The following is a 25,389-nucleotide window of genomic DNA, read 5'->3' on the forward strand; positions in this document are numbered from 1 at the left end:
TCACGTCACCCGGCTAGTCCTTCTTCGGGGCGGTCTGCCCGGCCGGGGTCTCCTTGGAGCCCTCGGCCGGCTCGTCGAACGACGCCGGCAAGCCCTTGATGTGCTTGTTCATCGACTTGACGAGGAAGAAGACCGCGATGAAGAAGACGATGAGCAGGACGAGGCCGACCGGGGAGGACTTGCCGAAGTCCTCGCCCTGGCCGCCCTTGTCGTTCTCGTTCGGGTTCGACGGCTGCACGGCGACCAGCGCCACCGTGCTGCCGAGGGAGAAGTCTGGGGAGAGCACCCCTAGACCTTAACTCCGGCGAACAGGTCGTTCTCCGGCAGCGTCGAGTCGACCTGGGAGCGCACGAGCTCGTACTCCTCGGTCGGCCAGATCTCGCGCTGCAGGTCCATCGGGATCGCGAACCAGCGGCTGGTCGGGTCGATCTGGGTGGCGTGGGCCTTCAGCGCCTCGTCGCGGACGTCGAAGTAGTCCGCGCACTCGACCTGCGTGGTGACGCGCTCCATGACGTCGGGGCGGTCGGTGCTCCAGTTCGCGAGCCACTCGGTGTACGGCGACTCCATGCCGCGGGCTTCCATGGCCTCGTGGAACGCCAGGATCTTGGCGCGCGAGAAGCCGTGGCCGTAGTAGACCTTCGGCACCTCCCAGGCGTCGCCCAGGTCCGGCTCGTAGGCCGGGTCGGCGGCGGCGTCCAGGGCGGCCATCGAGATCTCGTGCGTGCGGATGTGGTCCGGGTGCGGGTAGCCGCCGTTCTCGTCGTAGGTCACGACGACGTGCGGGCGGAAGTCCCTGATGGCCTCGACCAGCGACGGCACCGACTCCTCCAGCGGCACCAGGGCGAAGCAGCCCTCGGGCAGCGGCGGGAGCGGGTCGCCCTCGGGCAGGCCGGAGTCCTTGAAGCCCAGCCAGCGGTGCTGGATGCCGAGGATCTTGGCTGCGCGGGCCATCTCCTCGCGGCGGACCTCGATGATGTTCTCGAGCACGTCCGGCTTGTCCATCGCCGGGTTCAGAATGCTGCCCGCGCCACCGTCCGTACAGGTCACGACCATCACGTCGTGCCCTTCCGCGACGTAGCGGGCCATCGTGGCCGCGCCCTTGCTCGACTCGTCGTCGGGATGTGCGTGCACTGCCATAAGGCGCAGCTTGTCGGCCATGACCCCCGTGGTCCTCCTGTGTGAACGGTCCTGCGACACTCAACAACCGAATGCCGGGCACCATTGTTCCCCAGAGGCGAGGAGGGCGCGGACAAGTGGCACAACGCGTGCTCCCCGAGGGGCGCTACAGCAGGCAGAGCCGCAAGCCGGGGGCGAAGTGGGCCCGCTGGGCGTTACTCGCCGTAGCCGTCGCGGCCGGTGCCCTGGTCGCCTTCGTCGGTTACCGAAATCTCGGCACAAAACCGATCGAGGCGAAGCAGACCGCGTTCACCATCCTCGGCGACGACCGCGTGCAGGTCAGTTTCGAGGTTTCCCGCGATCAGCCGGAGCGTGCCGCCGTCTGCATCATTCGGGCCCGGTCCAAGGACGGGGACGAAGCAGGCCGGCGCGAAGTTCTGGTGCCTCCGGGAAATGCGCTCGTCGTCGAGACAACTGTTCTCCGCACCTCCAAACCGCCGGTCACCGGTGAGGTCTTCGGGTGCTCCTACCAGGTTCCCGCCTACTTGTCCACGACCTAGCGGCCAAGCGGGTGATCTGCGGTTTAAACGGCGAGACGGGGAACAAATCGCCGTCGCTGAACGTTGTCTTCGTGTTACTATTGCAGCTCAAGCACGGCCCCGGCGCGGGCCGTGTTTTTCCGTTCCGGGCCAACGGCCCGGGAACTTCTGGTGTACACGCGTGCGTCAGAGCAAGACGAGGAGTTGGTGACCGTGAGCGACACCCAGGTGACCTGGCTGACCCAGGAGGCCTACGACCGGCTCAAGGCTGAGCTGGACGAACTGATCGCGTACCGCCCGGTCATGGCTGCCGAGATCAACGCCCGTCGCGAAGAGGGCGACCTGCGCGAGAACGGCGGCTACCACGCGGCTCGCGAGGAGCAGGGCAAGCAGGAGGCGCGCATCCGCCAGCTGCACGAGCTGCTCCAGGCCGCGAAGGTCGGCGAGGCCCCCACCACGAAGGGTGTCGCAGCGCCGGGCACGGTGCTCACGATCCGCTACGAGGGTGACGACGAGACCGAGACCTTCCTGCTCGCCACGCGCGAAGAGGGCGCGCACGGCGAGATGGAGGTCTACTCCCCGGTTTCGCCGCTCGGCAAGGCTCTGAACGGCGCGAAGGACGGCGAGACCGTCGAGTACGAGCTGCCCAACGGCAAGCTCCAGAAGGTCACGCTGATCTCCGCGGTTCCTTACCAGGCGTAGTCACGCCACATGACGTGCGAAGGGCCGGTCACCTCGGTGGCCGGCCCTTCACGCGTTCCAGGAGCGGTCGCACGCGCGGGGGCACCGGCGTCGACAGGGCGATCGACGTCGAGAGCCGCCTCACGTGGGGCACGTCCACGACGTGGTCGACCACGCGCTGCAGGTCCGCGTTCGACCGGGCGACCATTCTCACGAAGAGATCTCCCTGACCCGTCGTCGCGTGCACCTCGCACACCTCGGGGATGGCGGCCAGCCCCTCGCACACCTCGGCCCGGCGTCCCTGCGCGATCTCGACGACCGCGAACGCCGTCAGCCCGTACCCCATCGCGCCGAGGTCGAGCGCGGGCGGGAACCCGCCGAGCACGCCCCGGTCGGTCAGCCGGTCCAGCCTGGCCTGCACGGTTCCGCGCGCGACGCCGAGCCGGCGGGAGCATTCGAGGACGCCCAGGCGCGGCTCGTCCGTCAAGAGCAGGAGCAGCCTGGCGTCCAGTTCGTCCACGAGCTGGTCAGAGTGCTCACCCTGTTGATCCGAAGGCATAGATCACTATACAAATTGCACAGCTAAATCGCTGACTATTGCTCACCCTGTTGGGTCGACTCATGCTGTTCGACATGACTCAGCAGCTTGACGACGTGAGCTACGACCAGCTCCGGCAGCTCGTGGGGTTGGTCGACTACGACGCGACCAAGGACCCCTTCCCCGTGCGCGCCATGGACGCCGTGGTGTTCGTCGCGGGCAACGCCACGCAGACCGCGTGGCTCTACCAGGTGGCGTTCGGCATGGAGCTCGTGGCCTACGCGGGTCCCGAGACCGGCCAGCGCACCCACAAGTCGTTCGTGCTGAAGTCGGGCTCGGCCCGCTTCGTGATCAACGGCGGCGTCACGCCCGACTCCGAACTCCTCGACCACCACCGCCGCCACGGCGACGGCGTCGTGGACCTCGCGCTGGAGGTCGGCGACGTCGACCAGTGCATCGAGCACGCCCGCAAGCAGGGCGCGACCGTCCTCGAGGAGCCGCACGACGTCTCCGACGAGCACGGCACCGTGCGCCTCGCGGCGATCGCGACCTACGGCGAAACCCGCCACACGCTCGTCGACCGCTCGAAGTACAACGGCGTCTACCTGCCCGGCTACGTCGCCAGGTCGTCGACGGTCAAGCGCCCGGAAGGCGCCCCGAAGCGCCTGTTCCAGGCCGTCGACCACTGCGTCGGCAACGTCGAGCTCGGCAAGATGGACTACTGGGTCGACTGGTACAACCGCGTCATGGGCTTCGTGAACATGGCGGAGTTCATCGGCGACGACATCGCCACGGACTACTCGGCGCTGATGTCGAAGGTCGTCTCCAACGGCAACCACCGCGTCAAGTTCCCGCTGAACGAGCCGGCGATCGCGAAGAAGAAGTCGCAGATCGACGAGTACCTCGAGTTCTACGAGGGCGCCGGCGTCCAGCACATCGCGCTGGCCACCAACGACATCATCAAGACCGTCACCGCCATGCGCGACGCGGGCGTCGAGTTCCTCGAGACCCCGGACTCCTACTACGACGACCCGGAGCTGCGCGCCCGCATCGGCGAGGTCCGCGTCCCGATCGAGGTCCTCAAGGAGCACCGCATCCTCGTCGACCGCGACGAGGACGGCTACCTGCTGCAGATCTTCACGAAGCCGATCGGCGACCGCCCGACCGTCTTCTACGAGCTGATCGAACGCCACGGCTCCCTCGGCTTCGGCAAGGGCAACTTCAAGGCCCTCTTCGAGGCGATCGAGCGCGAGCAGGAGCGACGCGGCAACCTCTGATGGCGTTCCCCCGGTAAGGTGGCTTCACGGGGGCAACACATCGTGGGGAGGTGGCATGGCACTCGTACGACGCGTGGCCGCGGTCATCCCGCTGGTCGGAGCCGTGACCACGGCTGCGGCACTGACCGGCGCGGCATTTCTGACCGTGGCCCACGCCGGCTGCGACGAGGCCGGCCGCTTCGTCCGCACGGGCGAGTCGATCCAGTTCGTCGGAGGCTGTGTGAACGGCGCCGACCTTCCGGCGGCGCCCACGGCCGAGGTCGAGAACGTCGACCGGTTCGGCGGCTCGAAGAAGCCCTAGGGCGCTGAGACGCGGAAAGGCCCCTCCCCACCAGGGGAGGGGCCTTTCGCATGCGTGGATCAGCCCAGCGCGGCCAGCAAGTCGGCCACCAGGTCGTCCCCGGACTCGATCCCCACGGAGACCCGCACCAGGTCGGCCGGCACCTCCAGCATCGACCCGGCCGTGGAAGCGTGGGTCATCTTCCCGGGGTGCTCGATCAACGACTCCACACCGCCCAAGGACTCGGCCAGCGTGAACAGCTTCGTCCGGGCGCACACCTCGAGGGCGGCCGCTTCCCCGCCCTCGACGAGGAACGACACCATGCCGCCGAACCGCCGCATCTGCTTGGCGGCGACGACGTGCCCGGGGTGCGACTCCAGACCGGGGTAGATGACCTTCCGGACCCGGGGGTGCCGGACCAGCGCCTCGGCCACGAGCTCCGCGTTGTCGGAGTGCTTCTCCATCCGCAGCTCGAGCGTCTTGATCCCGCGCAACGTCAGGTAGGCGTCGAAGGGCCCGGGAACAGCCCCGGCGCCGTTCTGCAGGAAGCCGAAGGCGGCGTCGATCTCCTCGTCCGAGGTGATGAGCGCACCACCCACGACGTCGGAGTGACCGCCGATGTACTTGGTGGTCGAGTGCAGCACCACGTCCGCGCCCAGCTCCAGCGGCGTCTGCAGGGCGGGCGAGGCGAAGGTGTTGTCGACGACCAGCTTCGCGCCGGCGTCGTGGGCGACCGAGGCGATCGCGGCGATGTCGCCGATGTTGAGCAGCGGGTTGGTGGGCGTCTCGATCCAGATCAGCTTGGTCTCGGGGCGCACGGCCGCGCGGATCGCGTCGACGTCCGACACCGGCGCCGGGGAGTGGGTGACGCCCCACTTCGAGAAGACCTTGTCGATGAGCCGGAACGTGCCGCCGTAGGCGTCGTTCGGGATGACGACGTGGTCGCCGGGCTTGAGGAACGTGCGCAGCGCCGCGTCGGTCGCACCCATGCCGGAGGAGAACGCACGGCCGTAGCGGCCGCGTTCGAGGGACGCGAGGCAGGTCTCCAGCGCGCGGCGGGTCGGGTTGCCGGTGCGGGAGTACTCGAAGCCCTCACGCAGGCCGCCGACGCCGTCCTGGGCGTAGGTGGAGGTCGCGTAGATGGGCACGTTCACCGCACCCGTGGTCGGGTCCGGGTCCTGACCGGCGTGGATCGCCCTGGTGGCGAAGCCGTATGGGGTGCTCATGTCCGAAGGGTACTCACCCGTACGGCCGTGCGGCGCGATAGTCCAGGCAGTGGGCGCGAACGGCAACAGCCCCCGGTCACGCGAGGTGACCGGGGGCTGGAGAACCTGCTGGAGGGCTTTACCAGCCCTGCTGCTGGCCGCCGTACCCCTGCTGGGGCGGCTGGCCGTAGCCACCGGGCTGCTGCTGCGGGTACCCGCCGGTGCCCGGCTGCTGGAAGCCGCCGGACTGCGGCTGGGCGTAGCCGCCCGTGCCGGGGTAGCCACCCGTCTCCGGCCAGTTGATCACGACGGTGCCGCAGATCTTGTCGGAGTAGGTCTCGTTCTTCGGCTTGTTCCACAGCGGCGACAGGTAGTTGATCAGCGAGCCGATGCCGCAGAGCAGGCCGAACGCGTAGTTCAGCAGCAGGCGCAGGAAGGCCACGCCACCGCCGGGCGGCTGCTGCGTGTCCTCCTTGACGACCTTGATCTTCGCGACCTTCTTGCCGATCGACTGCCCCGTGGAACCGCCCTTGAGGACCGTGTTCCAGATGAAGAAGCCGAACAGACCGCCGTAGCCGACGAGGTAGGCGACCAGCACCAGGATCCCCGCGGAGGACGGGTCGGCCGTGGTCGCGCCGATCCCGCCGAGCACGGCGATGATGATGCCGGCCACGACGCCGGGGGCGACGTAGTCGATCAGGCCGGCGACCGCGCGCGAACCCCACTCGGCGTAGCCGGTGGGAGGCGGCGGGGCCATGCCGGGGGCGCCGTAGCCGGGCGCGCCGTAGCCGGGCTGCCCGTAGGCACCCGCGGCGGCGGGCTGGCCGTACGGGTTCGACTGCGGTGCACCGTAGTGCTGCTGCGGCTGACCGTAGGCACCCGCGGCCGGCTGGCCGTACGGGTTGGACTGCGGTGCGCCGTAGCCCTGCTGGTGCTGCTGCGGAGCACCGTAGGGCTGCTGCTGCGGGGCGCCGTACGCGGGCGGCTGCTGGGCGGGGAAGCCGCCCGAGCCGGGACCCTGCGCCGGGAAGCCGCCCGAACCGGGGGCCGACGGCACCTGGCCGGGGCTGACGACCTGGGTGGCGTCCGCGTTCTGCTGCGGTGCGGCAGGAGCCTGACCAGGCGAGACGACCTGCGTCGCGTCCGGGTTCGGGTTCGCCGCTGCCGGCTGCCCACCTCCCGGGACGACCTGCGTCGCGTCCGCGTTGGGCTCCTGCGGCTGACCGCCGAACTGGTGTGGCGGCTGCGGAGCGTTCATCCGGTTTCCAACCCCCTTGGCTGGGCCGTGCGAGTAAGACTGATGATCTGGGGCGTCACGCTATCGGACGCACGTCGTTCCACGCTCAGCGACCAGCCAAGAACCCCAGAATGTCCTGCCGGGTGACGACACCGGCGGGCTTGCCGTCCTCCAGGACGAGGGCGGCGTCGGCGTTCGAGAGGGCGTTCATCGCGATGCCGACCGGCTCGCCCGCGCCGAGCGTGGGCAGCGGCGGCGACATGTGCTTGTCCAGGCGGTCGGAGAGCTGCGCCTTGCCGGTGAACAACGCGTCGAGCAGGTCGCGCTCGTTCACCGCGCCCGCGACCTCGGCGGCCATGACCGGCGGCTCGGCGTTGACGACGGGCATCTGCGAGACGCCGAACTCGCGCAGGATCGCGACGGCGTCACCCACGGTCTCGTTCGGGTGAGCGTGCACCAGGTCCGGGAGCATGCCGCCCTTGCGGCGCAGCACGTCGCCGACGGTCGCGCCGGTCGAGTCCGGCGGGAGGAAGCCGTAGGACGCCATCCAGCGGTCGTTGAAGACCTTGGACAGGTAGCCGCGGCCGCCGTCCGGGAGCAGCACGACGACGACGGCGTCCTCGGGCAGGTCCTTCGCGACGCGCAGCGCGGCGGCGGCCGCCATGCCGCAGGAGCCGCCGACGAGCAGGCCCTCCTCGCGGGCGAGGCGGCGGGTGACGTCGAACGAGTCGGCGTCGGAGACCTCGACGATCTGGTCGGCGATGGTCTTGTCGTAGGCCTCGGGCCAGAAGTCCTCGCCGACGCCCTCGACGAGGTACGGGCGGCCGGTGCCGCCGGAGTAGACCGAGCCCTCCGGGTCCGCGCCGATGACCTGCACGGCCCCGTTCGAGGCCTCCTTGAGGTAGCGGCCGGTGCCGGAGATCGTGCCGCCGGTGCCGACACCCGCGACGAAGTGCGTGATCCTGCCCTCGGTCTGGCGCCAGATCTCGGGGCCGGTCTGGTGGTAGTGGCTCGCCGGGTTCTCCCGGTTGGCGTACTGGTTCGGCTTCCAGGCGCCGGGGATCTCGCGGACCAGCCGGTCGGAGACGTTGTAGTAGGAGTCCGGGTGCTCGGGCGCGACGGCCGTCGGGCACACCACGACCTCGGCGCCGTAGGCCTTGAGGACGTTGCGCTTGTCCTCGCTCACCTTGTCCGGGCACACGAAGACGCACTTGTAGCCCTTGCGCTGGGCGACCAAGGCGAGACCGACGCCGGTGTTGCCGGACGTGGGCTCGACGATCGTGCCGCCGGGCCGCAGCTCACCGGAACGCTCGGCGGCCTCCACCATGCGCAGCGCGATGCGGTCCTTCACGCTGCCACCGGGGTTCAGGTACTCGACCTTGGCCAGCACCGTGGCCTTGATGCCCGAGGTCAGCGAGTTCAGCTTCACCAGCGGCGTGTTGCCGACCAGATCGACGACGTGCTCGACGTACTCCACCGGTATCCACTCCCCTGCTCCCACACTCCGAGATAGCGGGACGAAGCCTAGCTCTAGTGGCTGCGGATCCTGACTCGAACGGCGGCGCCGACGATTCCGGGGGAAGGGGGTGGCGCGGATGATCGGACTGCGGACGCTGCGGGCGGCGGCCATGACGGCGGCGACGCTCGGCGGCCTCTCCGGCGCGCTGGCGGGCCTGCTCACCGAGCAGGGCAGACGTGCCCGCGCGGCCATCGGCGTGCTGGAACACCTCTGGCCCGCACCGGACGGCGTGTACGCCGACGACGGCGGCGACCCGCTGCGGCTGGCGGTGCTCGGCGACTCGATGGCCGTGGGTGTCGGTGTGACGCATCCCTCGCAGATGCCGGGCGTGCTGCTGGCCCTGGCGCTGGCGGAGGAGGCGGGACGGCCGGTGCGGCTGTCCACCTACGCCGTCAGCGGTTCCACCACGCGCGACCTGGTCCCGCAGGTCGACGCGGCCGTGCGGGACGAGCCGCGGGTCGCGCTGATCATCATCGGCGCGAACGACGTGACGTCGCGGATGGGCACCGGCGAGTCGGCCCGGCTGCTGGCCGAGCAGGTCGGCAGGCTGCGCGCCACCGGGTGCGGCGTGGTCGTCGGCACCTGTCCCGACCTGGGCATCGTGCGGCCGATCCCGCAGCCGCTGCGGACGGTCGGGCACCGGTACAGCCTGCGTCTCGCGGCCGCCCAGACCGCCGCGGTGCGCAGAGCGGGTGGCATCCCGGTGTCCCTCGCGAACCTGCTGGCGCCGGAGTTCCTGGCGCGGCACGCCGACATGTTCAGCTCGGACCGCTTCCACCCCAGCGCCGTCGGCTACGAGGCGGCCGCCGGCGTGCTGCTGGCGCCGTTGTGCCAGGTGGCGGGGCTGCGGGCGGGCTGGGTCGCACCGGTGGTGCCGCTGCGGTCGGCGGCGGCCCTCGCGGTGGGGCCGTCGAGGTGGCCGGCGTGGCTGCAGAAGCGGCACGCGTGAGTTTCGGAAATCCTCGTCACTCGCGCTGGCCGGGGTGAGCGGGCGTTAACTACGCTCGACGGCAACCTTGACTCTCAACGAGGAGTTTCGTGATGCCTGAGGCCGTGATCGTCTCCGCCGCCCGCTCCCCCATCGGCCGCGCGGGCAAGGGTTCGCTGAAGGACGTTCGGCCCGACGACCTCGCCGCGCGGATGGTGCGCGCGGCACTCGACAAGGTGCCGCAGCTCGACCCCGCGCAGATCGACGACCTGATGCTCGGCTGCGGCCTCCCCGGCGGCGAGCAGGGCTTCAACATGGCGCGCGTCGTCTCGGTGCTGCTCGGCTACGACAACCTGCCCGGCACCACCGTCACGCGGTACTGCGCCTCGTCGCTGCAGACGACCCGCATGGCCCTGCACGCCATCAAGGCGGGCGAGGGCGACGTGTTCATCAGCGCCGGCGTCGAGACGGTGTCGCGGTTCGCCAAGGGCAGCTCCGACTCGTGGCCCGACACGCACAACCCGGTCTTCGCCGACGCCGAGGCCCGCACCGCCGCCACCAAGGCCGCCGGCGCTCAGGAGTGGGTCGACCCGCGCACGCTCGACGTCGTGCCGGACGTCTACATCCCCATGGGCGAGACCGCCGAGAACCTGGCTCTGCTCAAGGGCGTCTCGCGCCAGGAGATGGACGAGTTCGGCGTCCGCTCGCAGAACCTCGCCGAGAAGGCCATCGCCGACGGCTTCTGGGCCCGCGAGATCACGCCCGTGACGCTGCCGGACGGCACCGTGGTCTCCACCGACGACGGCCCGCGCGCCGGCGTCACCTACGAGGCCGTGTCGCAGCTCAAGCCGGTCTTCCGCCCCGACGGCCGGATCAACGCGGGCAACTGCTGCCCGCTCAACGACGGCGCCGCGGCCCTCGTGGTCATGTCCGACACCAAGGCGCGCGAGCTCGGCATCACCCCGCTCGCGCGCATCGTGTCGACCGGCGTCTCCGGCCTGTCCCCGGAGATCATGGGCCTCGGCCCGGTCGAGGCCTCGAAGCGCGCACTGGCGCTCGCGGGCCTGTCGGTCTCCGACATCGACCTCGTGGAGATCAACGAGGCGTTCGCCGCCCAGGTCATCCCGTCCTACCAGGAGCTGGGCATCGACCTGGACCGCCTGAACGTCAACGGTGGCGCCATCGCCGTCGGCCACCCGTTCGGCATGACCGGCGCGCGCATCACCACGACGCTGATCAACTCGCTGCAGTTCCACGACAAGCAGTTCGGACTCGAGACCATGTGCGTCGGCGGCGGCCAGGGCATGGCGATGGTGATCGAGCGCCTGAGCTGAGTTCCCCTTCAAGATCTGCAAATTGACGTCTGCAAGTAGCTCCGCTTCACCCGAACGGAGCTACTCGCAGGCACCCTTTCTGCCGATGAGATGAATCGTCGCTCAGTGACGTCATCAGGCGAGGGGAAGTCCGTCCCTACCGATGAGTTAGGAGGGCCGGACATGCCCTATGTGTGGTGGCAAAGCGAATACGACCTGCAATGCCACGCTTTCTCCCTCGACCAGGCCAACGGACGGCGCCCCTTCTACGAGGCCGTCTGCGAGCACTCGGTCCCCGGCGAACGGGTCTCGCGGGCGCAGGCCGGCGCGCTCTGCACCCCCTGCCTGATCAAGGTGGGCACCGAGCTGCCCGACGTCCGCTGGCGGGTCTAGCGGCGCCACATCCCGATCGAGTCCGGCGCGCTCTCCACGAACCCGTGACGGGCGTAGAGACGACGGCCCGGCGGATCGGCGAGCAGGCTCACCTGAGCCGCGGGCGCGGCCTCGCGGATCTTCTCCAGCAACGCGGTCATGATCGCGTCACCGATGCCCTTGCGCTGGTGGTCCGGCAACACCGCCATGTCGATGATGACGAAGTACGTGCCGCCGTCACCGATCACCCGCCCCATTCCGACGGTGTCGCCTGATTCCACGTGAACGACGTGCGTGCTCACCCACGCGCCTTTGACGCCGATCTCGGCTTGCGCGCGAGTGCGTTCGCTCAGTCCCGATTCCCTGCGCAGGCGCAGGTAGTCGTCGACTTCCGGTGGTGCCACGACGAGCCGATATGCGGATTCCACGCATTCCCCTCACTTGTGCGCGTTGTTCGCCCAATGGCGGTAAAGGGCGGTCCGTGCTTCTTCGGTGTCGAGTTCCCGGAGTCCGCTGACGGTCCAGAACGCCAGCGACTCGTTCTCGTGGTCCAGGTGCTCGACCAGGACCGGCAACGCTCCGGTGACCGGGCGTCACCGATGAGTTCGAGCAGCCACGCCTTCAGGCCCCGGTCGTCCTCCTCGGCGCGGAACGCCGCGATCAGCTCGTCGAGGTGCTCCGCCGCGTGCGGCCGCAGCAGTGCGAATCCGTTCTCCCGGTCCTGGCCGTTGCGGCGGCGCATGAGCCGCATGGCCTCGTCGAACCTCTTCGTCATCCCTCTCCCCCGCAACGCCGAAGGGGCGCCCCGCCGCAGCGGAACGCCCCTTCACAGCACTTCCCGGAACGTCAGTCCGAGTTGAAGTACGACAGCAGGCGCAGGATCTCGGTGTAGAGCCACACGAGGGTGACGGTGAGACCGAACGCGATCTGCCACGCGAACTTGGCCGGCACGCCGGCGCGGATCGCCTGGTCGGCGGCGTCGAAGTCGATCAGGAAGCTGAACGCCGCGAGACCGATGCAGACGAGGCTGAAGATGATGGCGATCGTGCCGCCGGAGCGGATGCCGATGCCGCCGCCACCGTTGAAGAAGCTCAGCACGAAGTTGAACAGCATCAGCACGCCGACGCCGATGATGGCGCCGGTGATCCACTTGGTGAACTTCGGCGTCACCCGGATCGCGCCGGTCTTGTAGACCACGAGCATGCCGAGGAACACGCCGAGCGTGCCGATCACGGCCTGGCCGATCACCGCGATGCCGTTGCCCGGCACCACGTTGTCGAGCGCGCGGCCGATGATGTAGCTGATGCCGCCGAGGAAGATGCCCTCCGCGACCGCGTACGCGATCACGAGCGGCGGGCTCGGGTTGCGCTTGAACATGATGATCAGCGCGAGCACGAGGCCGATGATCGCCGCGGGGAACGCGAGGAAGTACAGACCCGTCACGAACGTGGTGACGGCGCCTGCGGCCACCACACCGAGGGTGATGGCGGTCTTGGTGACGACGTCGTCGATCGTCATCGGCCGCTCGCTGGTCAGCGGCGGCGGGGCCTGCTGGTAGCCAGCCTCTGGCTGGCCGAAGCCTGCGTAGCCTCCGTACCCGCCGCCGGTCGGCAGGTTACGGAAAGCCGGGTTGCTGCTCGAGCGCACCTGGTCCTCCTGGGGCGTTGCTTTACGCCGTCACGGGGTACAACGAGCACGCTCGGTGCCATGTTCCCCGTCGGTAAAGGCGACTTTACCCCCGACGACGATCACACGTGCGCAAATACTGCGCCAACTCCGGAGCGTAGTGACCCTACGGCGTGTCGCAGCGTGTCCTCGCGGAACCGAGTAAGGCGCGTCACATTCCAATCACGTTCACACGTCCTCGCAGCGCCAGACTTCCCCCTCGTGGGGGCTTGTCCCCGATGTGGGGGACCGACAAGCTCGCACGCGGGAAGTACACAGGTCAGAGGGGATCAAGATTCACCATGGGCTGGAAACGTCTGGCCGCCGTGGCGGTGGTTTCGGGGCTCGCGCTCCTGACCGCCCCCGCGACGGCGACAGCTGTCGGCGTCAAGGGCATCGGCCACAACGCGTCCGGGCTCCAGCCCAACGCCACACCGGGCAGCGAGTGGCACGGCTCATACATCTGGCAGGACAAGCACGTGTGGTGCGTGCAGTACGCGCTGCCGGCTCCGGACAGCAACGTGGGCTACAAGGAAGGCGACGCGCTGCGCACCAAGGCGGGCAAGGATCTCCAGCCGGACATCGCGGCGAACATCTCCTACCTGCTGCTGCGCTACTCCACGACGAAGTCCGCGGAGGAGGCCGCCGCCCTCGCGCACCTCCTGCACAGCTGGACGTCGGCACCCGACGGCGCCGTGCGCCTCGACACGACCGACCCGAAGTTCCTCGCCTACGACGCGGCCTTCTACGCCGCGCGGCTGCCGCAGCCGGTCCTGGACACCGTCGCGCGCCTGAAGGCCGACGCCGAGGCCAACCGCGGCCCGTGGGCGCTCAGCGCCACCGCGCCGAAGGAGCCGCTGATCATCGGCACCGAGTCCACCTGGACCGTGTCGCTGCTCAAGGCGGACAAGAAGGGCGTCACGAACGCCCCGATCGACTTCACCCTGACCGACGCGAAGCTGGCCGACGGCAGCACGAGCGGCAAGGCCACCACGGGCCCGGACGGCAGCCCCGCCACGATCAAGCTCGTGGCGACCGGCCCCAAGCCGTCGATCGCGGCCGTCGCGGACTCCCCGGCCGACCGCCCGGTCGTGCACTTCCCGATCCAGACCGAGAACATGCAGCGCATGGTCACGACCGGTGGCGAGAAGAAACTGAAGGCCGCCGCCGGTGGCCAGGCCAAGACCGCGCCGGGCGCCGTGAAGATCACGAAGATCGACTCGGAGACCAAGAGGGCGATCGCGGGCGTCGCGCTGCGCGTCACGGCCAAGGACCAGGCGTCCGCGGCGAAGAAGCAGGACGACACGGACCTCGTCGGCACGGACGGCAAGCCGCTCGTGCTGCAGACCGGCCCCGACGGCACGGTCGAGGTGCCGGACCTGCGCACCCCGCAGGAGATCTGCCTCGTCGAGGTGGCCGCCCCCAAGGGCTACGAGGAGTTCTTCGACCCGAAGGCACCGCCGGCGGCCTGCGGCACGCTCGCGGCCGGCCAGACGCTGGCGCTCGAGCTGGTGAACAAGCCGAACAAGCCCGTCGTGCCGAGCACGATCCCGGCCGGCGCGGACGGCAAGACGCCCGTCGCCACGGCGTCGTTCGACACGCAGCTGCGCTCCGGCGTGCTGCTCGGGGTGGGTGGACTGGTGCTGCTCGGTGCGGCGCTGGCAGGCTTCCTGGTGTGGCGCAGGCAGTGAGTCCCAAGGCGTTCCTGACCGGTGCGCTGGTAGCGGGTGTCGCCGCTGCCGGCGCGCTGGTCGGCGCGCCGGAAACCGAGGTCCTCCCCGGACGCGCGATCGCGGCCGAGATCCCGGTCGTCGGACCGGGACCGGTGGCCGACAGCCTCAGCACCGGCCGCGGGGCCGACCTCACCGGCCTCGTCGGCGGGGCGAACACGGCCAACGCCAAGCCCGCCGACCCCGCTCCCCCGCAGCAACAGCAGCCCGCGCCGCCCAAGGCCGGTCCGGGCTCCGTGCGGCTGCCCTCGGGCGGCTCGGCGACGTTGGTGCGCAAGGAGGTCGAGGACGGCGTGCTGCCCGTCCCGGACGGCATCGGCGAGGCGACGTGGTGGGGCACCGAGCTCGCGGCCCCCGAGGGCGCCACGGTGCTCGCCGGGCACGTCGACTGGAAGGGCGCGAAGGGCCCGTTCGCGGAGCTGTGGCAGGCGCAGAACGGCCGCGAGGTCGTGATCGCCGACAGCGCGGGCAAGGAGTTCCGGTTCCGCATCAAGCAGATCGAGACCGTGCGCAAGGAGGAGCTGCCGGCTCGCGCCGTCGAGTTCTTCGGACCGCGCGGCCCGCACCGGCTGGTGCTGGTCACGTGCGGCGGGACCTGGATCGGCGGGCAGCAGGGGTACGAGGCGAACCGGGTCGTGATCGCCGAACCCGTTCAGTAGCGAAGCAACCCGTTCGGGTGACCAGTCGTCTCCTAAGGTGTGAAACGGTGGGGATGGTTGACCACGGGCGTGGCTCTGGCGCTGGTTCTGGCGGTGGTGCTGACCCTCGGGTCGCAGAAGGACCCGGTCACCGCGGCTGACCCCGGCCCCCTGCCGATGGCGCCGAGACTGCCGGCCCCGAAGGACTCCGGTCCGACGCCGACGGTGCCCGCCCCCACCCGCGAGCAGCTCGACAAGCAGCCGTGGATGCACAAGCTCGCTCCCGGTGAGAAGCCACCGCAGTTCGTGCTCTTCTCCTTCGACGGCGCGGTGTCGAAGCAGCACTGGGACAAGGTCCTGCCGATCGCCAAGGCCAAGAACGCGCACGTCACGGGCCTGTTGTCCGGCGTCTACATGCTGGCCGACCAGGACAGGAACCAGTACCAGCCCCCGGCCGGGCTCAAGCGCGGTGTCTCCGACATCCAGTTCGGCGGCAGTCGGCAGGACATCGCGGCCCGCATCGGCTACCTGAACCAGGTGATCGCCGACGGCCACGAGATCGGCACGCACTACAACGGCCACTTCTGCTCGGGCGGCACCCAGCCGTCGGTCGACAAGTGGGACAACGCGGCCTGGAACGCCGAGCTGCAGCAGTTCAGGCAGATCGTCGACAGGTCGCGCGCCGCGGGGCTCACCCTCCCCGCCGACGCCGTCCGGGGTGGACGGACGCCGTGCCTGGAGGGCAACTGGGACCAGGCCTTCCCGGCGATGGCCGCGAACGGCCTCGTCTACGACACCAGCAAGGTCGCGCTGGGCGTGCAGTGGCCGACCGTCCAGAACGGACTGTACGAGTTCCCGATGCCCGAGGTGCGGGTTCCCGCGCTGGGCAAGCAGGTCGTCATGATGGACTTCAACCTCTGGTACGCGCTGAACAAGGCCAAGGACGAACCGCACCGCGCGCCCGAGTTCACCCGGATCGTGTTCGACACCTACCGGTCCGTGCACCAGGCCGCGTTGAACGGCAACCGCGCGCCGATCGTCGTCGGCAACCACTTCAACGAGTGGAACGGCTCGGCCTTCTCGAACGCGATGGAGCAGTTCCTCGAGTACGTGTGCGACAAGCCGGAGACGGTGTGCGCCACCTACACCGAGGTGATCCAGTGGATGCAGCTGCAGGACCCGGCGGTGCTGGACCAGCTCCGCCGGATGCCCGCAGCCCGCAACTGGCAGTGAGGGCTACCCGTCGGTCGAGATGATCCGGTCGTCGTTCGCGCCGGGCTGGCCGTTCGCGTCCTGGTTGGACGTTCCGATCCACAGCGTGCCGTCCGGCGCGGGAGCCACCGAGCGCACGCGGCCGTAGCTCGTGAACACCGGCTGCGGCGTGCCGAGCGTGGTGCCGCTGACCGGGACCTTCCAGACCCGGCGGCCGGTGACGGCGCCGACGTACAGGGCGTTCTTGTAGTACGCGATGCCGGACGGACCGGCCTGGCTGTTGGGCCACGTCTTGACCGGGTTGGTCATGCCCGCGACCGAGCAGGTGCCCTCGCACGTGGGCCAGCCGTAGTTCCTGCCGGCCTCGATGCGGTTGACCTCGTCGGTGGTGTTGTTGCCGAACTCCGTGGCGTACGCGGTGTTCCCGACCCAGGTGATGCCCTGGACGTTGCGGTGGCCGATGGAGTAGACGACGCTGCCGGCGCGGGGGTTGCCGGTGGCGGGCCTGCCCGCGGTGTCGAAGCGGAGGACCTTGCCGCCCAGCGAGTTCCAGTTCTGCGCGGTGCCGGTGTTCTGGCCGTCGCCCGTGGTGGCCCACAGGAAGCCGTCCGGACCCCACTCGAGGCCGCCGCCGTTGTGGTAGCGGTTCTTGGGGATGCCGGTGACGATCGGCTGGGGCGTGCCGCCGAGCTGCAACTTGGCGACGCGGTTGTCGGTCGCCGTCGAGTAGTAGATGAAGACGGAGTTGTCGGTCGCGAAGCTCTTCGAGACGGCGAGGCCGAGCAGTCCGCCCTCACCGCCCGTCGTCTGGGCCTGTTCCACCGTGTCCAGCTCGGTCACGGTCGTGCCAGACAGCTTCTTGATCTTGCGGGTGTCCCGCTCGGTGAAGATGCCGCTGCCGTCCGGCAGGAACTCGATGTCCCAGGGGATGTCGAGCCTGGTGGCGAGCGTGCGCTCGGCCAGGACGGAGGGGTCGTCCTGCGCTGAAGCGGGGATCACGCACAGGGACGCGGCCAGGGCAGTGCAGGCTGCCGCCGCTGCGATTCGACGAGCACGCATCTGTGCTCTCCTTCGGGTCCGCTCGGAGTTTTGGCTGCGGCGGCGGTGTTGCAGGGCGTGCTTACGCAATCACAGATCGCATGCCCCCGCAACAGTCGTCGGAGGTCCCGGTGTTCCCCGCTTCCGGACGACGGAAACTGGCCATCATCCATCCGATGACTTCCGGGCACCTTCTGTACGGTCTAGACCGTGGCGGCGTAGACCACCTACCGTGGGAACCACCGCCGCGCCCTCACGGAAAGCGCTTGCAGGCCCTCCGGGGACCGCGAGCAGGAGACCGAGGAGTTGCGCATGAACGAAGCCGTCACCACCACCGGGACCGAGCTCCCCGAGGTCAGGCGCGAGTGGGTCAAGCCCGACTTCCGCGACTTCGAGACGCCGATGGAGGTCACCGCCTACGCGGCTCGCAGCTGACGTCAGGTGACGGGCCGGGGTTCCCGGTGGAGCCCCGGCCTCTCCGCGCGTCCTGCCCCTGGTCGACCGAGGAGTCCCCATGACTGCCGTTCCCCCCGAGCAGTTCGTCGCCGAACTGCGCGCCCTCGCACCCCGGTACTGGGACAGCCACCCGTTCCACCTGCGCATGCACGCCGGTCAGCTGAGCAAGCACGAGTTGCAGTCGTGGGCCGCGAACCGCTGGTACTACCAGCGCTGCATCGCGCAGAAGGACGCCGCGATCCTGTCCAACTGCCCGGTGCCCGAGATCCGCCGTCAGTGGCGTGAGCGGATCGTCTGGCACGACGGCACGCAGCCGGGTGAAGGTGGCGCGGAGAACTGGATCCGCCTCGCGGAGGCCGTGGGCCTGACGCGGGAGGAGGTGCTCGACGAGCGGCACGTCCTGCCCGGCACGCGGTTCGCCGTGGACGCCTACGTGAACTTCGCGCGCACGAAGCCGTGGGTCGAGGCCATCGCGTCCGGGCTCACCGAGATGTTCTCGGGCGCCCTGATGCGCAAGCGCTTGGCGGCGTTGCGGGAGCAGTACCCGTGGATCGCCGAGGAGGGCTTCGCCTACTTCACCCACCGCATCGAAGCGGTGGCGGGTGAGGGGAAGGCCACCGTGGACATCGTGGTCGCGCACTCGCTGACCCGCGAGCAGCAACTGGCCGCCGTGGCCGCGTTGTCGTTCAAGTGCGACGTCCTGCGCGCCGTGCTGGACGCGGTCGACTACTACTCGGGCAAGGGCAAGCCGTGACGTCCGTGGTCGCACTGGACGCCGTGCCGCGGATCCGGCGCGGCGTGAAGCGGACCTACGACCAGATCCGGTCCGCGCACGTCGTGCTGTTCCCCGAGGGGGTGCTGGTGCTCAACGAGACCGCCGCCTCCGTCGTGGCGCTGTGCGACGGCGTTCGTTCCGTCGGCGACATCGCCCTCGCACTGGGCGACGAGTACGCCGGCGTGGAACCCGAGGACGTGGCCTCGCTGGTGGCCCGCCTCGTCGAGCGGAGGGTGGTGGACGTCGATGGCTGAGGCGCCCTTCGGCCTGCTGGCCGAGCTGACGCACCGGTGCCCGCTGCAGTGCGGGTACTGCTCGAACCCGCTGGAGCTGGTGCGCCGCGACGCCGAGCTGCCGACCGAGGACTGGCGGCGCGTCTTCGACCAGGCCCGCTCACTGGGCTGCCTGCAGATCCACCTGTCCGGCGGGGAACCGCTGCTGCGCCGGGACCTCCCCGAGCTGGTCTCGCACGCGAGCAGCCTCGGCTGCTACGTCAACCTCGTCACGTCCGGGGTCGGTCTCTCGCGCGACCGGTTGCGCTCGCTGGCTTCCCTGGGCGTCGACCACGTGCAGCTGTCGTTGCAGGACGCGACCCGTGCGGGCAACGACCGGATCGCGGGCGTCAAGGCGTTCGACCGGAAGGTGGAGGCCGCGGCCTTCGTCCGCGAGGAGGGCTTGCCGCTGACGGTGAACACCGTGCTGCACCGGCAGAACCTCGACCACGTCGCCGGCATCATCGCGATGGCCGAGGAGATGGGCGCCGAGCGCCTGGAGCTCGCGAACACGCAGTACTACGGCTGGGCGCTGCGCAACCGCGCGGCACTGCTGCCCACCCGGGACCAGCTCGCCGCCGCCGACCCGGTCGTCGCCGCGGCGCAGGAACGCCTGCGCGGGCGGATGGAGATCGTCTACGTGATCGCGGACTACCACGAGGCCCACCCGAAGCCCTGCATGTACGGGTGGGGTGCGCGGCAGCTGACGGTGGCGCCCAACGGCGACGTGCTCCCCTGCCCCGCCGCCACGGTGATCTCGTCGCTGCGGATCGAGAACGTGCGCGAGTCGTCGTTGCACGACATCTGGCACTCCTCGCCGTCGTTCACCGCGTTCCACGGTTTCGACTGGATGCGGGACCCGTGCCGGTCGTGCCCGCGCAAGGAGATCGACTTCGGCGGGTGCCGCTGCCAGGCCTTCCAGCTGACCGGTGACGCCGCGGCGACCGATCCCGTCTGCTCACTGTCGCCGTCGCGGTCCATTGTGGACATGATCCTGGCGGCCGAGATGGCGCCGGCCGACGTTCCCGCGATGGCGATGAGGAAGATGCGGTGAAGGCGGTTCTGCTCGGCACGGCGGCCGGTGGCGGGTTCCCGCAGTGGAACTGCGCCTGCTCGTTGTGCGTGCGCGCCCGGTCCGGCGCGTTGCCCTCCCGGTCGCAGGACTGCCTGGCGATCACCGGCAACGGCACCGACTGGTGGCTCGTCAACGCTTCTCCGGACATCCGCACGCAGATCACGTCGTGTGCGTTGCTGGAGCCCGGTCCCGGTGCGCGTGAGACCCCGTTGCGCGGTGCGTTGTTCACCGACGCGGAACTCGACCACACGCTCGGCCTGCTCACCTTGCGCGGCGGGGCGGGGTTGACGGTCTGGGCACCTTCCGCGGTCCTGCACGCGGTGAAGGACCAGTTCGACCTGCGCGCGATGATCGACGGGTACTCACCGCTGTCGTGGCACGAGGCCGGTTCCTTCGCGGTGGACGGCCTTCGCGTGACGGCCGTCCCGATCAGCGACAAGCGCCCGAAGTACGCGCGTTCCTCCACTGTGGACGGACCCTGGGTGGTCGCGTACCGCTTCGAGGACGTCGTTTCCGGTGGTGTGCTGGTCTACGCGCCCTGTCTCGCGTCGTGGCCCGGCGGTTTCGACGAGGTGGTGGCCTCGGCCGACTGCGTGCTGCTCGACGGCACCTTCTACGCCGCCTCCGAGATGGGGTCGGCGACCGGCAGCTCGTCCGGCCAGGCCGCGATGGGCCACCTGCCGATCACCGCGAGCCTGCCCGAGCTGCGGCGGTTCCCCTCCGTGCGGCGGATGTACACGCACCTCAACAACACCAACCCGGTGCTCGACCCGTCGTCCCCGGAAGCGGCTTCCGTGCGCGAGGCCGGCATCGAAGTGCCCGAGGACGGCACGGTGATCGAGCTCTAGGTGAGAATCGGCGGATGTCCTACGTGATCGGGGGCCGTCCGCTGGCCGCGCGGCTCGTCGCGGAGATGCCGCCGTTCGTGCGGCAGGTGGTCGCGGCGCTGGTGGAACGCGTGCCCGGCGACATCCGCCGCCGCGCTCGACTCGGGTGCGTGAGCTCATCGTGGTGGCACAGGTCACCGGCGCGGGTGGGACGTCGCCCGGAGTCGTCCGGCCGGGTTCGTGACCGATCACAATGGCACCCGTGACTCCCGGCGTTCTCCTCTCGCTGGCGGTGCAGTCCTGCGTGGACGCCGCCAAGCTCCTGCACGGCCTGACCGTCGACGTGGCGGTGAAGGGCGCCTTCGACCAGGTCAGCAACGCCGACCTGGAGGTGGAGGCGTTCCTGCGGCGTTCGCTGACCGACGGCGCCCCCGGCTCGGCCGTCGTCGGCGAGGAGCTCGGCAGCTCGTCGGCCCCCGTCACCTGGTTCGTCGACCCGATCGACGGCACCCGGAACTTCGTGCGCGGCATCCCGCTGTCGTGCATCTCGGTCGCCGCGGCGGTCGACGGCACGCTGGTCGCGGGCTGCGTGCTGGACCCGTTCCGCGACGAGCTCTTCACCGCGGCCGTGGACGTGCCTTTCGCCGTGCGGTCGTCCGGCCTGGTGATCACGCCGGGGGTCAGCCCGCGCCCGCTGGTGCTGACCGACATCCCGTTGCCCGGCAGCCCGTACAGCGGCGAGATGGACCTCCTGAGCTCGCTCCTGACCGTCGCCGACGTGCGCCGCGTGTACTCGACGGCCCTGTCGCTCGCCTGGGTCGCCGCGGGCCGGGCGGACGCCGCGGCCAACATCGGCACGCACCCGTGGGACGTGGCCGCCGGCGCCGTACTGGTCCGCGCGGCCGGCGGCCAGTTCCGCGAGATCAGCGCGAACGCCTTCGTCGCCGGCCGGGGTGAGATCGTCGACTGGTTGGCCCCACGCGTGGAAGGCATCGTCTCGTGATCGATCTCAGCGGCAAGGTCGTGCTGGTCACCGGAGCCGGCGGCACCATCGGCGGCGGCATCGTCCGCCGCTTCACCGACGCGGGCGCACGCGTCGTGAGCCACAACGGCTCGGACGACGGCGACCTGCGCACCTCGGCCCGCCGCGTCGTCGACGACGCCTTCGCGCGCCACGGCCGCCTGGACGCCGTGGTCAACAACGCGGGCATCCAACCCGTGGAACCGTTGCCCGGCATGACATCCGAGCAATGGCAGTCCGTGATGGACACGAACCTGACGGCACCGTTCGCCGTCACCCAGGCCGCCGTGGCGCACCTGCCGGCAGGCGGCTCGGTCACGCACATCGCGTCGATCGAAGGCAGGCACCCCGCCCCCGGCCACGCCCACTACGCGGCCTCGAAAGCGGGCCTGGTCATGCACGCCCGCGCCGCCGCACTGGAGTACGGCCCGCGGCTCGGCATCCGCGTGAACACGGTGTCGCCCGGGCTGATCGCACGGCCGGGCATCGAGTCGCAGTGGCCGGAGGGCGTGGCGCGGTGGCAGGCCGCGGCACCGCTGGGCCGGCTCGGGACGCCTGCGGACGTCGGGGACGCCTGCGTGTTCCTGGCTTCGGACCTGGCGCGGTGGATCACCGGGCACGACCTGGTGGTGGACGGGGGCGTGACGGCCCGCCCGACCTGGTGAGGCGCGGCGGGCTGAGGCTGCCCGACCTGCCATCACTCGCCAACGAGATACCGGTAGGACACCGGGGTCAGGTTGGGCGCAGCGATCTCCCACGGGTGCACCACCCGCAACTCGCCACCCGAGGCGGTCGGCGGCGAGACCGAGTGGTCGAGCACGATGCGACTGACGATCACCAGCATGTTGTGCGGATGCACGCGCTGGTGCAGTTCGACCTCGTTCCTCGTCAGCATGATCTCGGAGGCGGCGGTCCACTTCGTCGTGGTCCCCTTGACCTCGACGAACAACCTCTCCTCGCCCCGACGGGCGTCCAGGTCGTAGGACTTGGTCGCACCGACGTCCTTGACCGAGTAGCCCTGCGCCTTCAAGTGCTGCACCGCGAGATCGACCGCACGCCGCTCGATGGCGATCCGTTCAGCGGCGTCGAGCCGAAGCCCCTGCCCCCGTCGCGCCTTTCCCGCGGTGTTCTCGGCCTCGGCCTCCGCGTCGGCGATCTCGGGAGCCGTCTCGCCGGGCGGGAGGTCCACGACCGCCAGCTCGTACAACTCGCTGAGGACGGAACAGAGGAAGAGCAGATCGGCAGCGAGAACGTCGTCGGAAGGCAGGTCCTCCACCGAGTACTCGAACGCCACGACGTTCCCGTCCTCGTACGCCCGCCCCAGGTTCGACTTGCGCGCCCCGAGTTCGATCTTCTCGACCAAGTCGGGGCGCACCTCCACACTCGCCGCCAACGCGGCCCGTGCCCACTCCGAGCGCTGCCAGAGGTCCTGACGGGGTCGCGGCTGGAACTCACCGTTTCGCCACCTGGTCGCCCCCTGCATCAACGACAGGTAGACCCGATCCCCCTTGGCCCCGAAGAGGTAGACGACGTACCAACCCACGGTCGCGGACGGCGAGAGGCTGGCAGAGTGCACGCGAGCCCACGGGATCTCGGACTTGAGCCCCGCGCCGTCACTCCCTTCGGCGGCCCAGTCGTCGATCTCGTCCGGCACCGCCCGTTCGATCGCGGGCAACTGACCCTTGAGCCAGCCCACCACGTCATGCCGAACCAATCGGCCGCGCTTCTCCATGTCAGGCGTGTTCTTGGAGTGCCACGCGGGCTGCAGCGACAAGACTTCACGAAGGAGCTCACGCACGGGGACGAGCCACCATCCTCACGACGGTTCGAGGCCGACCGTCGACACGATCAGCGACGACAAGATCGCAAACAACCCACCCGTGCGTTACCTGAAGGGGTGCAGCTGGATGCGGGGCGTTTCGATCGTACTGACGTTTCACAGCACTGTGATCACAGCCACATGGATGGCGACGTCGGGCTTGCGGTGAGCTCCGGACGCAATGGCCACCGCGAGTCACCCCGGATCGATGCGTCACCGCGCGTCACAAGATCACCCCCTGACCGGGTCTGACCTGGTCAGGGTTGAACCGTACGAGGTGAAGCGAAGTACCCCCGACGGGATTCGAACCCGTACTGTGATCCTTTTAAGGGACCTGCCTCTACCGATTGGGCTACGGGGGCGCGGTGAGCCTAGGCCTTGATCGTCGGCTTGCGTGAGCGGATGGTCGTTTCTCGCCCGAGCGGCCCAGTGAATTGGACTAGAGCGAGCATCCGGGTAAGCGTCGAACGGACCCGAACATCAGCGGGTCCTCCCGGCTCCGAGCAGTTCCTTGAAGCGCAGCGCCACCCAGTCGTGCACGGCCGCGGAGACGCTGTTGTCGCCGGCCCTGTGCTCGAACCAGCGCCAGTCGCAGTTGACGTTGATCTCCAGGAACACGTGGTCACCGCCTGTCACCAGCAGGTCGAACGCCGCCACCTGGATGCGCCAGTGGCGGGCCAGGGCGAGCAGCTTGTCCGAGAGGGACGCCGGGACCTCGGTGGGCGTGACGCGGACCGCGTCGGGATCCACCCAGAGTTGTGCCGGGTCGAGCTTGTCGACCTGGTACGCCAGGCAGCGTTCGCCGACGACGAAGACGCGCAGTTCGGTGTCGGAGGGGACGTACTCCTGCACGATCACCGGGGCGGGTTCCGGGGTGTCGGAGGCCCTGGACGTTTCCAGGGGACGGGGGAAGAGGCCGTGCTGCACGCCCGGTCGGGGCTCCAGCAGGTGCCTGCCGGCCGTTTTGACGATGCAGTGGCCTCCGCCGGGGCGGGTGCGGCCCGGGCGGGTCGTGACGGCCGTGCGGGGGACGCGCAGGCCGAAGGCGGCGGCGTCGGAGAGCTGCGTCAGGCGGTCCAGGTGCGTCGAGAAGCGCGACGGGTTCACGTGGGCCCAGTCGGAGCGCGAGGACAGCCAGTTGGCCACTGAGGCCCACTGGTCGACGGCGTAGGCGCCTGCCAGGGTTCCCGGTTCGACCGGGACGGCGGACAGTTCGAAGTGGCGGCGCCAGACCAGCAGGGGGCGCAGGAGCCAGCGGTCCAGCTCGACCAGCGGCTGGTCGGTGTAGACGGAGAGCGGGAGGTCGACGCAGCGGTCGGCGTCGATGCGGGCCATTCGGATGCCGCGCTCGGCCAGGGCGATGGAGAGCTCGTTCATCTCCATGTCGGCGGCGCGGGCCAGGACGAGCACGCAGGGTTGCGGGTTGCCGTCGCCCTCGTCGACCATGCCGAGGCGGTGGACCTGCTCCTGGAAGTCGAGGCACTTGGGCGGCGAGCGGAAGAGGTAGTCCTGCCCCTGCAGCAGCAGGGGTCTGGCAGCTTCGGACGGGGCACCCGGCACCCGCCCGTCAGCCGACCTGGTCAATCGTCCTTCTTGCTGCGGAAAACCTGCCCCGCCTGCGCGTACTCTGCGGCGTACCGCGCCAACGCGGGGTCCTCGATCTCGCCACGACGAAGCTGTGCGGCCAGCTCCTCGAGAGACATCGGGATCACCTCTCTCCCCACATGGCGAATCACGCATTCAGGTGATGCACCAGCCGTAGTTTCTGAAACACGTAACGCAATGTCAAGGCGGCCTCGGGAGCTTACTCCGATTGGGCGCTCAAGTTCCGCCTCTAGATGTTCGAAGTGCCCCGA

Annotated in this window: 31 protein-coding genes and 1 tRNA gene; 18 read left to right on the plus strand and 14 right to left on the minus strand. The window is 69.7% G+C overall.

What is annotated here, in order from left to right; genetic code table 11:
• Positions 1 to 13 precede the first annotated feature (13 nt).
• Together L6E10_RS16415 and mca are read right to left on the minus strand one after the other, a co-directional pair.
• Positions 14 to 253 carry a hypothetical protein gene (locus L6E10_RS16415; RefSeq protein ID WP_236221091.1) on the minus strand — a complete coding sequence of 80 codons (240 nt, stop codon included), beginning with the start codon at positions 251 to 253 and terminating at the stop codon, positions 14 to 16.
• A gap of 35 nt (positions 254 to 288) precedes the next feature.
• Complete coding sequence (mca, locus tag L6E10_RS16420; protein ID WP_236220388.1) at positions 289 to 1,158, minus strand: mycothiol conjugate amidase Mca; 870 nt, start codon at positions 1,156 to 1,158, stop codon at positions 289 to 291.
• 95 nt (positions 1,159 to 1,253) lie between these two features.
• On the opposite strand from mca, the gene L6E10_RS16425 reads away from it, so the two are divergent.
• Both L6E10_RS16425 and greA read left to right on the plus strand, forming a co-directional pair.
• Positions 1,254 to 1,676 (plus strand): DUF4307 domain-containing protein, encoded by a 423-nt coding sequence (locus L6E10_RS16425; protein ID WP_236220389.1) that lies wholly within the window; start codon positions 1,254 to 1,256, stop codon positions 1,674 to 1,676.
• A 186-nt stretch (positions 1,677 to 1,862) separates the two neighbouring features.
• Positions 1,863 to 2,357 (plus strand): transcription elongation factor GreA, encoded by a 495-nt coding sequence (gene greA / locus L6E10_RS16430; RefSeq protein ID WP_176959919.1) that lies wholly within the window; start codon positions 1,863 to 1,865, stop codon positions 2,355 to 2,357.
• A 28-nt stretch (positions 2,358 to 2,385) separates the two neighbouring features.
• Here the strand turns inward: greA and L6E10_RS16435 are convergent, their stop codons facing one another.
• Positions 2,386 to 2,895, minus strand: a complete 510-nt coding sequence (locus tag L6E10_RS16435; protein WP_236220390.1) for an Lrp/AsnC family transcriptional regulator — start codon at positions 2,893 to 2,895, stop codon at positions 2,386 to 2,388.
• A gap of 74 nt (positions 2,896 to 2,969) precedes the next feature.
• Here L6E10_RS16435 and hppD point away from each other — a divergent pair, with 74 nt between their 5' ends.
• Positions 2,970 to 4,151, plus strand: coding sequence for a 4-hydroxyphenylpyruvate dioxygenase (gene hppD / locus L6E10_RS16440; protein ID WP_236220391.1), 1,182 nt, complete (start codon positions 2,970 to 2,972; stop codon positions 4,149 to 4,151).
• A gap of 55 nt (positions 4,152 to 4,206) precedes the next feature.
• Positions 4,207 to 4,452, plus strand: coding sequence for a hypothetical protein (locus L6E10_RS16445; RefSeq protein ID WP_236220392.1), 246 nt, complete (start codon positions 4,207 to 4,209; stop codon positions 4,450 to 4,452).
• Between the two features lie 59 nt (positions 4,453 to 4,511).
• On the opposite strand, the gene L6E10_RS16450 is transcribed toward L6E10_RS16445, so the two are convergent.
• The 3 genes from L6E10_RS16450 to L6E10_RS16460 all read right to left on the minus strand — a co-directional run bounded on the left by L6E10_RS16450 (position 4,512) and on the right by L6E10_RS16460 (position 8,350).
• Positions 4,512 to 5,657 (minus strand): cystathionine gamma-synthase, encoded by a 1,146-nt coding sequence (locus tag L6E10_RS16450; protein ID WP_236220393.1) that lies wholly within the window; start codon positions 5,655 to 5,657, stop codon positions 4,512 to 4,514.
• A 118-nt stretch (positions 5,658 to 5,775) separates the two neighbouring features.
• Positions 5,776 to 6,894 carry an RDD family protein gene (locus tag L6E10_RS16455; RefSeq protein WP_236220394.1) on the minus strand — a complete coding sequence of 373 codons (1,119 nt, stop codon included), beginning with the start codon at positions 6,892 to 6,894 and terminating at the stop codon, positions 5,776 to 5,778.
• Positions 6,895 to 6,979: 85 nt separating this feature from the next.
• A complete protein-coding gene (locus L6E10_RS16460; protein WP_236220395.1) occupies positions 6,980 to 8,350 on the minus strand; it encodes a cystathionine beta-synthase in 1,371 nt (456 codons plus the stop codon).
• A gap of 118 nt (positions 8,351 to 8,468) precedes the next feature.
• Between L6E10_RS16460 and L6E10_RS16465 the strand changes: the two genes are divergently transcribed.
• From L6E10_RS16465 to L6E10_RS16475, 3 genes are all read left to right on the plus strand, one after another.
• Positions 8,469 to 9,341, plus strand: coding sequence for an SGNH/GDSL hydrolase family protein (locus L6E10_RS16465; RefSeq protein WP_236220396.1), 873 nt, complete (start codon positions 8,469 to 8,471; stop codon positions 9,339 to 9,341).
• A gap of 92 nt (positions 9,342 to 9,433) precedes the next feature.
• On the plus strand, positions 9,434 to 10,654 hold the full coding sequence (locus L6E10_RS16470; protein WP_236220397.1) for an acetyl-CoA C-acetyltransferase: 1,221 nt from the start codon (positions 9,434 to 9,436) through the stop codon (positions 10,652 to 10,654).
• Between the two features lie 162 nt (positions 10,655 to 10,816).
• Positions 10,817 to 11,026: a hypothetical protein gene (locus L6E10_RS16475; RefSeq protein ID WP_236220398.1), complete on the plus strand. Its 210-nt coding sequence runs from the start codon at positions 10,817 to 10,819 to the stop codon at positions 11,024 to 11,026.
• On the opposite strand, the gene L6E10_RS16480 is transcribed toward L6E10_RS16475, so the two are convergent.
• The 3 genes from L6E10_RS16480 to L6E10_RS16490 form a co-directional block, all read right to left on the minus strand.
• Positions 11,023 to 11,433 (minus strand): GNAT family N-acetyltransferase, encoded by a 411-nt coding sequence (locus L6E10_RS16480; protein ID WP_236220399.1) that lies wholly within the window; start codon positions 11,431 to 11,433, stop codon positions 11,023 to 11,025. The genes L6E10_RS16475 and L6E10_RS16480 overlap by 4 nt on opposite strands.
• A 9-nt stretch (positions 11,434 to 11,442) precedes the next feature.
• A complete protein-coding gene (locus L6E10_RS16485) occupies positions 11,443 to 11,580 on the minus strand; it encodes a hypothetical protein (protein ID WP_236220400.1) in 138 nt (45 codons plus the stop codon).
• A 271-nt stretch (positions 11,581 to 11,851) separates the two neighbouring features.
• A complete protein-coding gene (locus tag L6E10_RS16490; protein WP_090099892.1) occupies positions 11,852 to 12,652 on the minus strand; it encodes a Bax inhibitor-1/YccA family protein in 801 nt (266 codons plus the stop codon).
• Positions 12,653 to 12,972: 320 nt separating this feature from the next.
• Here L6E10_RS16490 and L6E10_RS16495 point away from each other — a divergent pair, with 320 nt between their 5' ends.
• The 3 genes from L6E10_RS16495 (at position 12,973) to L6E10_RS16505 (ending at position 16,271) form a co-directional block, all read left to right on the plus strand.
• Positions 12,973 to 14,361 carry a SpaA isopeptide-forming pilin-related protein gene (locus L6E10_RS16495; protein ID WP_236220401.1) on the plus strand — a complete coding sequence of 463 codons (1,389 nt, stop codon included), beginning with the start codon at positions 12,973 to 12,975 and terminating at the stop codon, positions 14,359 to 14,361.
• Positions 14,346 to 15,059 (plus strand): class F sortase, encoded by a 714-nt coding sequence (locus L6E10_RS16500; protein ID WP_236220402.1) that lies wholly within the window; start codon positions 14,346 to 14,348, stop codon positions 15,057 to 15,059. Before L6E10_RS16495 ends, L6E10_RS16500 begins: the two co-directional genes overlap by 16 nt.
• A 69-nt stretch (positions 15,060 to 15,128) precedes the next feature.
• A complete protein-coding gene (locus tag L6E10_RS16505) occupies positions 15,129 to 16,271 on the plus strand; it encodes a polysaccharide deacetylase (protein WP_236220403.1) in 1,143 nt (380 codons plus the stop codon).
• A 3-nt stretch (positions 16,272 to 16,274) separates the two neighbouring features.
• Here the strand turns inward: L6E10_RS16505 and L6E10_RS16510 are convergent, their stop codons facing one another.
• Positions 16,275 to 17,309, minus strand: coding sequence for a sorbosone dehydrogenase family protein (locus L6E10_RS16510; RefSeq protein ID WP_236220404.1), 1,035 nt, complete (start codon positions 17,307 to 17,309; stop codon positions 16,275 to 16,277).
• Between the two features lie 291 nt (positions 17,310 to 17,600).
• On the opposite strand from L6E10_RS16510, the gene pqqA reads away from it, so the two are divergent.
• The 8 genes from pqqA to L6E10_RS16550 all read left to right on the plus strand — a co-directional run bounded on the left by pqqA (position 17,601) and on the right by L6E10_RS16550 (position 22,379).
• Positions 17,601 to 17,723 carry a pyrroloquinoline quinone precursor peptide PqqA gene (gene pqqA / locus L6E10_RS16515; RefSeq protein ID WP_236220405.1) on the plus strand — a complete coding sequence of 41 codons (123 nt, stop codon included), beginning with the start codon at positions 17,601 to 17,603 and terminating at the stop codon, positions 17,721 to 17,723.
• Between the two features lie 79 nt (positions 17,724 to 17,802).
• Positions 17,803 to 18,498: a pyrroloquinoline-quinone synthase PqqC gene (pqqC, locus tag L6E10_RS16520; protein WP_236220406.1), complete on the plus strand. Its 696-nt coding sequence runs from the start codon at positions 17,803 to 17,805 to the stop codon at positions 18,496 to 18,498.
• On the plus strand, positions 18,495 to 18,773 hold the full coding sequence (pqqD, locus tag L6E10_RS16525) for a pyrroloquinoline quinone biosynthesis peptide chaperone PqqD (protein ID WP_374236776.1): 279 nt from the start codon (positions 18,495 to 18,497) through the stop codon (positions 18,771 to 18,773). Before pqqC ends, pqqD begins: the two co-directional genes overlap by 4 nt.
• Entirely contained in the window at positions 18,766 to 19,845 is a 1,080-nt protein-coding gene (gene pqqE / locus L6E10_RS16530) for a pyrroloquinoline quinone biosynthesis protein PqqE (protein ID WP_236220407.1), read from the plus strand. Before pqqD ends, pqqE begins: the two co-directional genes overlap by 8 nt.
• Positions 19,842 to 20,714, plus strand: a complete 873-nt coding sequence (gene pqqB, locus L6E10_RS16535; protein WP_236220408.1) for a pyrroloquinoline quinone biosynthesis protein PqqB — start codon at positions 19,842 to 19,844, stop codon at positions 20,712 to 20,714. Before pqqE ends, pqqB begins: the two co-directional genes overlap by 4 nt.
• A 14-nt stretch (positions 20,715 to 20,728) precedes the next feature.
• The gene (locus tag L6E10_RS16540) at positions 20,729 to 20,959 is read left to right on the plus strand and encodes a hypothetical protein (RefSeq protein ID WP_236220409.1); all 231 of its coding nucleotides are present in this window, start codon (positions 20,729 to 20,731) and stop codon (positions 20,957 to 20,959) included.
• Positions 20,956 to 21,696 carry an inositol monophosphatase family protein gene (locus L6E10_RS16545; protein WP_236220410.1) on the plus strand — a complete coding sequence of 247 codons (741 nt, stop codon included), beginning with the start codon at positions 20,956 to 20,958 and terminating at the stop codon, positions 21,694 to 21,696. Before L6E10_RS16540 ends, L6E10_RS16545 begins: the two co-directional genes overlap by 4 nt.
• Positions 21,693 to 22,379, plus strand: coding sequence for an SDR family NAD(P)-dependent oxidoreductase (locus tag L6E10_RS16550; RefSeq protein WP_236220411.1), 687 nt, complete (start codon positions 21,693 to 21,695; stop codon positions 22,377 to 22,379). Before L6E10_RS16545 ends, L6E10_RS16550 begins: the two co-directional genes overlap by 4 nt.
• 32 nt (positions 22,380 to 22,411) lie before the next feature.
• Here L6E10_RS16550 and L6E10_RS16555 read toward each other — a convergent pair whose 3' ends face one another.
• The 4 genes from L6E10_RS16555 to L6E10_RS40345 all read right to left on the minus strand — a co-directional run bounded on the left by L6E10_RS16555 (position 22,412) and on the right by L6E10_RS40345 (position 25,236).
• Entirely contained in the window at positions 22,412 to 23,512 is a 1,101-nt protein-coding gene (locus tag L6E10_RS16555; protein WP_236220412.1) for an MrcB family domain-containing protein, read from the minus strand.
• Between the two features lie 309 nt (positions 23,513 to 23,821).
• Positions 23,822 to 23,895, minus strand: a tRNA-Leu gene (locus tag L6E10_RS16560).
• A gap of 118 nt (positions 23,896 to 24,013) precedes the next feature.
• Positions 24,014 to 25,117 (minus strand): RimK family alpha-L-glutamate ligase, encoded by a 1,104-nt coding sequence (locus tag L6E10_RS16565; protein ID WP_236220413.1) that lies wholly within the window; start codon positions 25,115 to 25,117, stop codon positions 24,014 to 24,016.
• Positions 25,114 to 25,236, minus strand: a complete 123-nt coding sequence (locus L6E10_RS40345; protein WP_275676620.1) for a hypothetical protein — start codon at positions 25,234 to 25,236, stop codon at positions 25,114 to 25,116. Before L6E10_RS40345 ends, L6E10_RS16565 begins: the two co-directional genes overlap by 4 nt.
• Positions 25,237 to 25,389 lie beyond the last annotated feature (153 nt).

This window comes from Lentzea sp. CC55 (assembly GCF_021056325.1).
Taxonomy (GTDB): Bacteria; Actinomycetota; Actinomycetes; order Mycobacteriales; family Pseudonocardiaceae; genus Lentzea; species Lentzea jiangxiensis.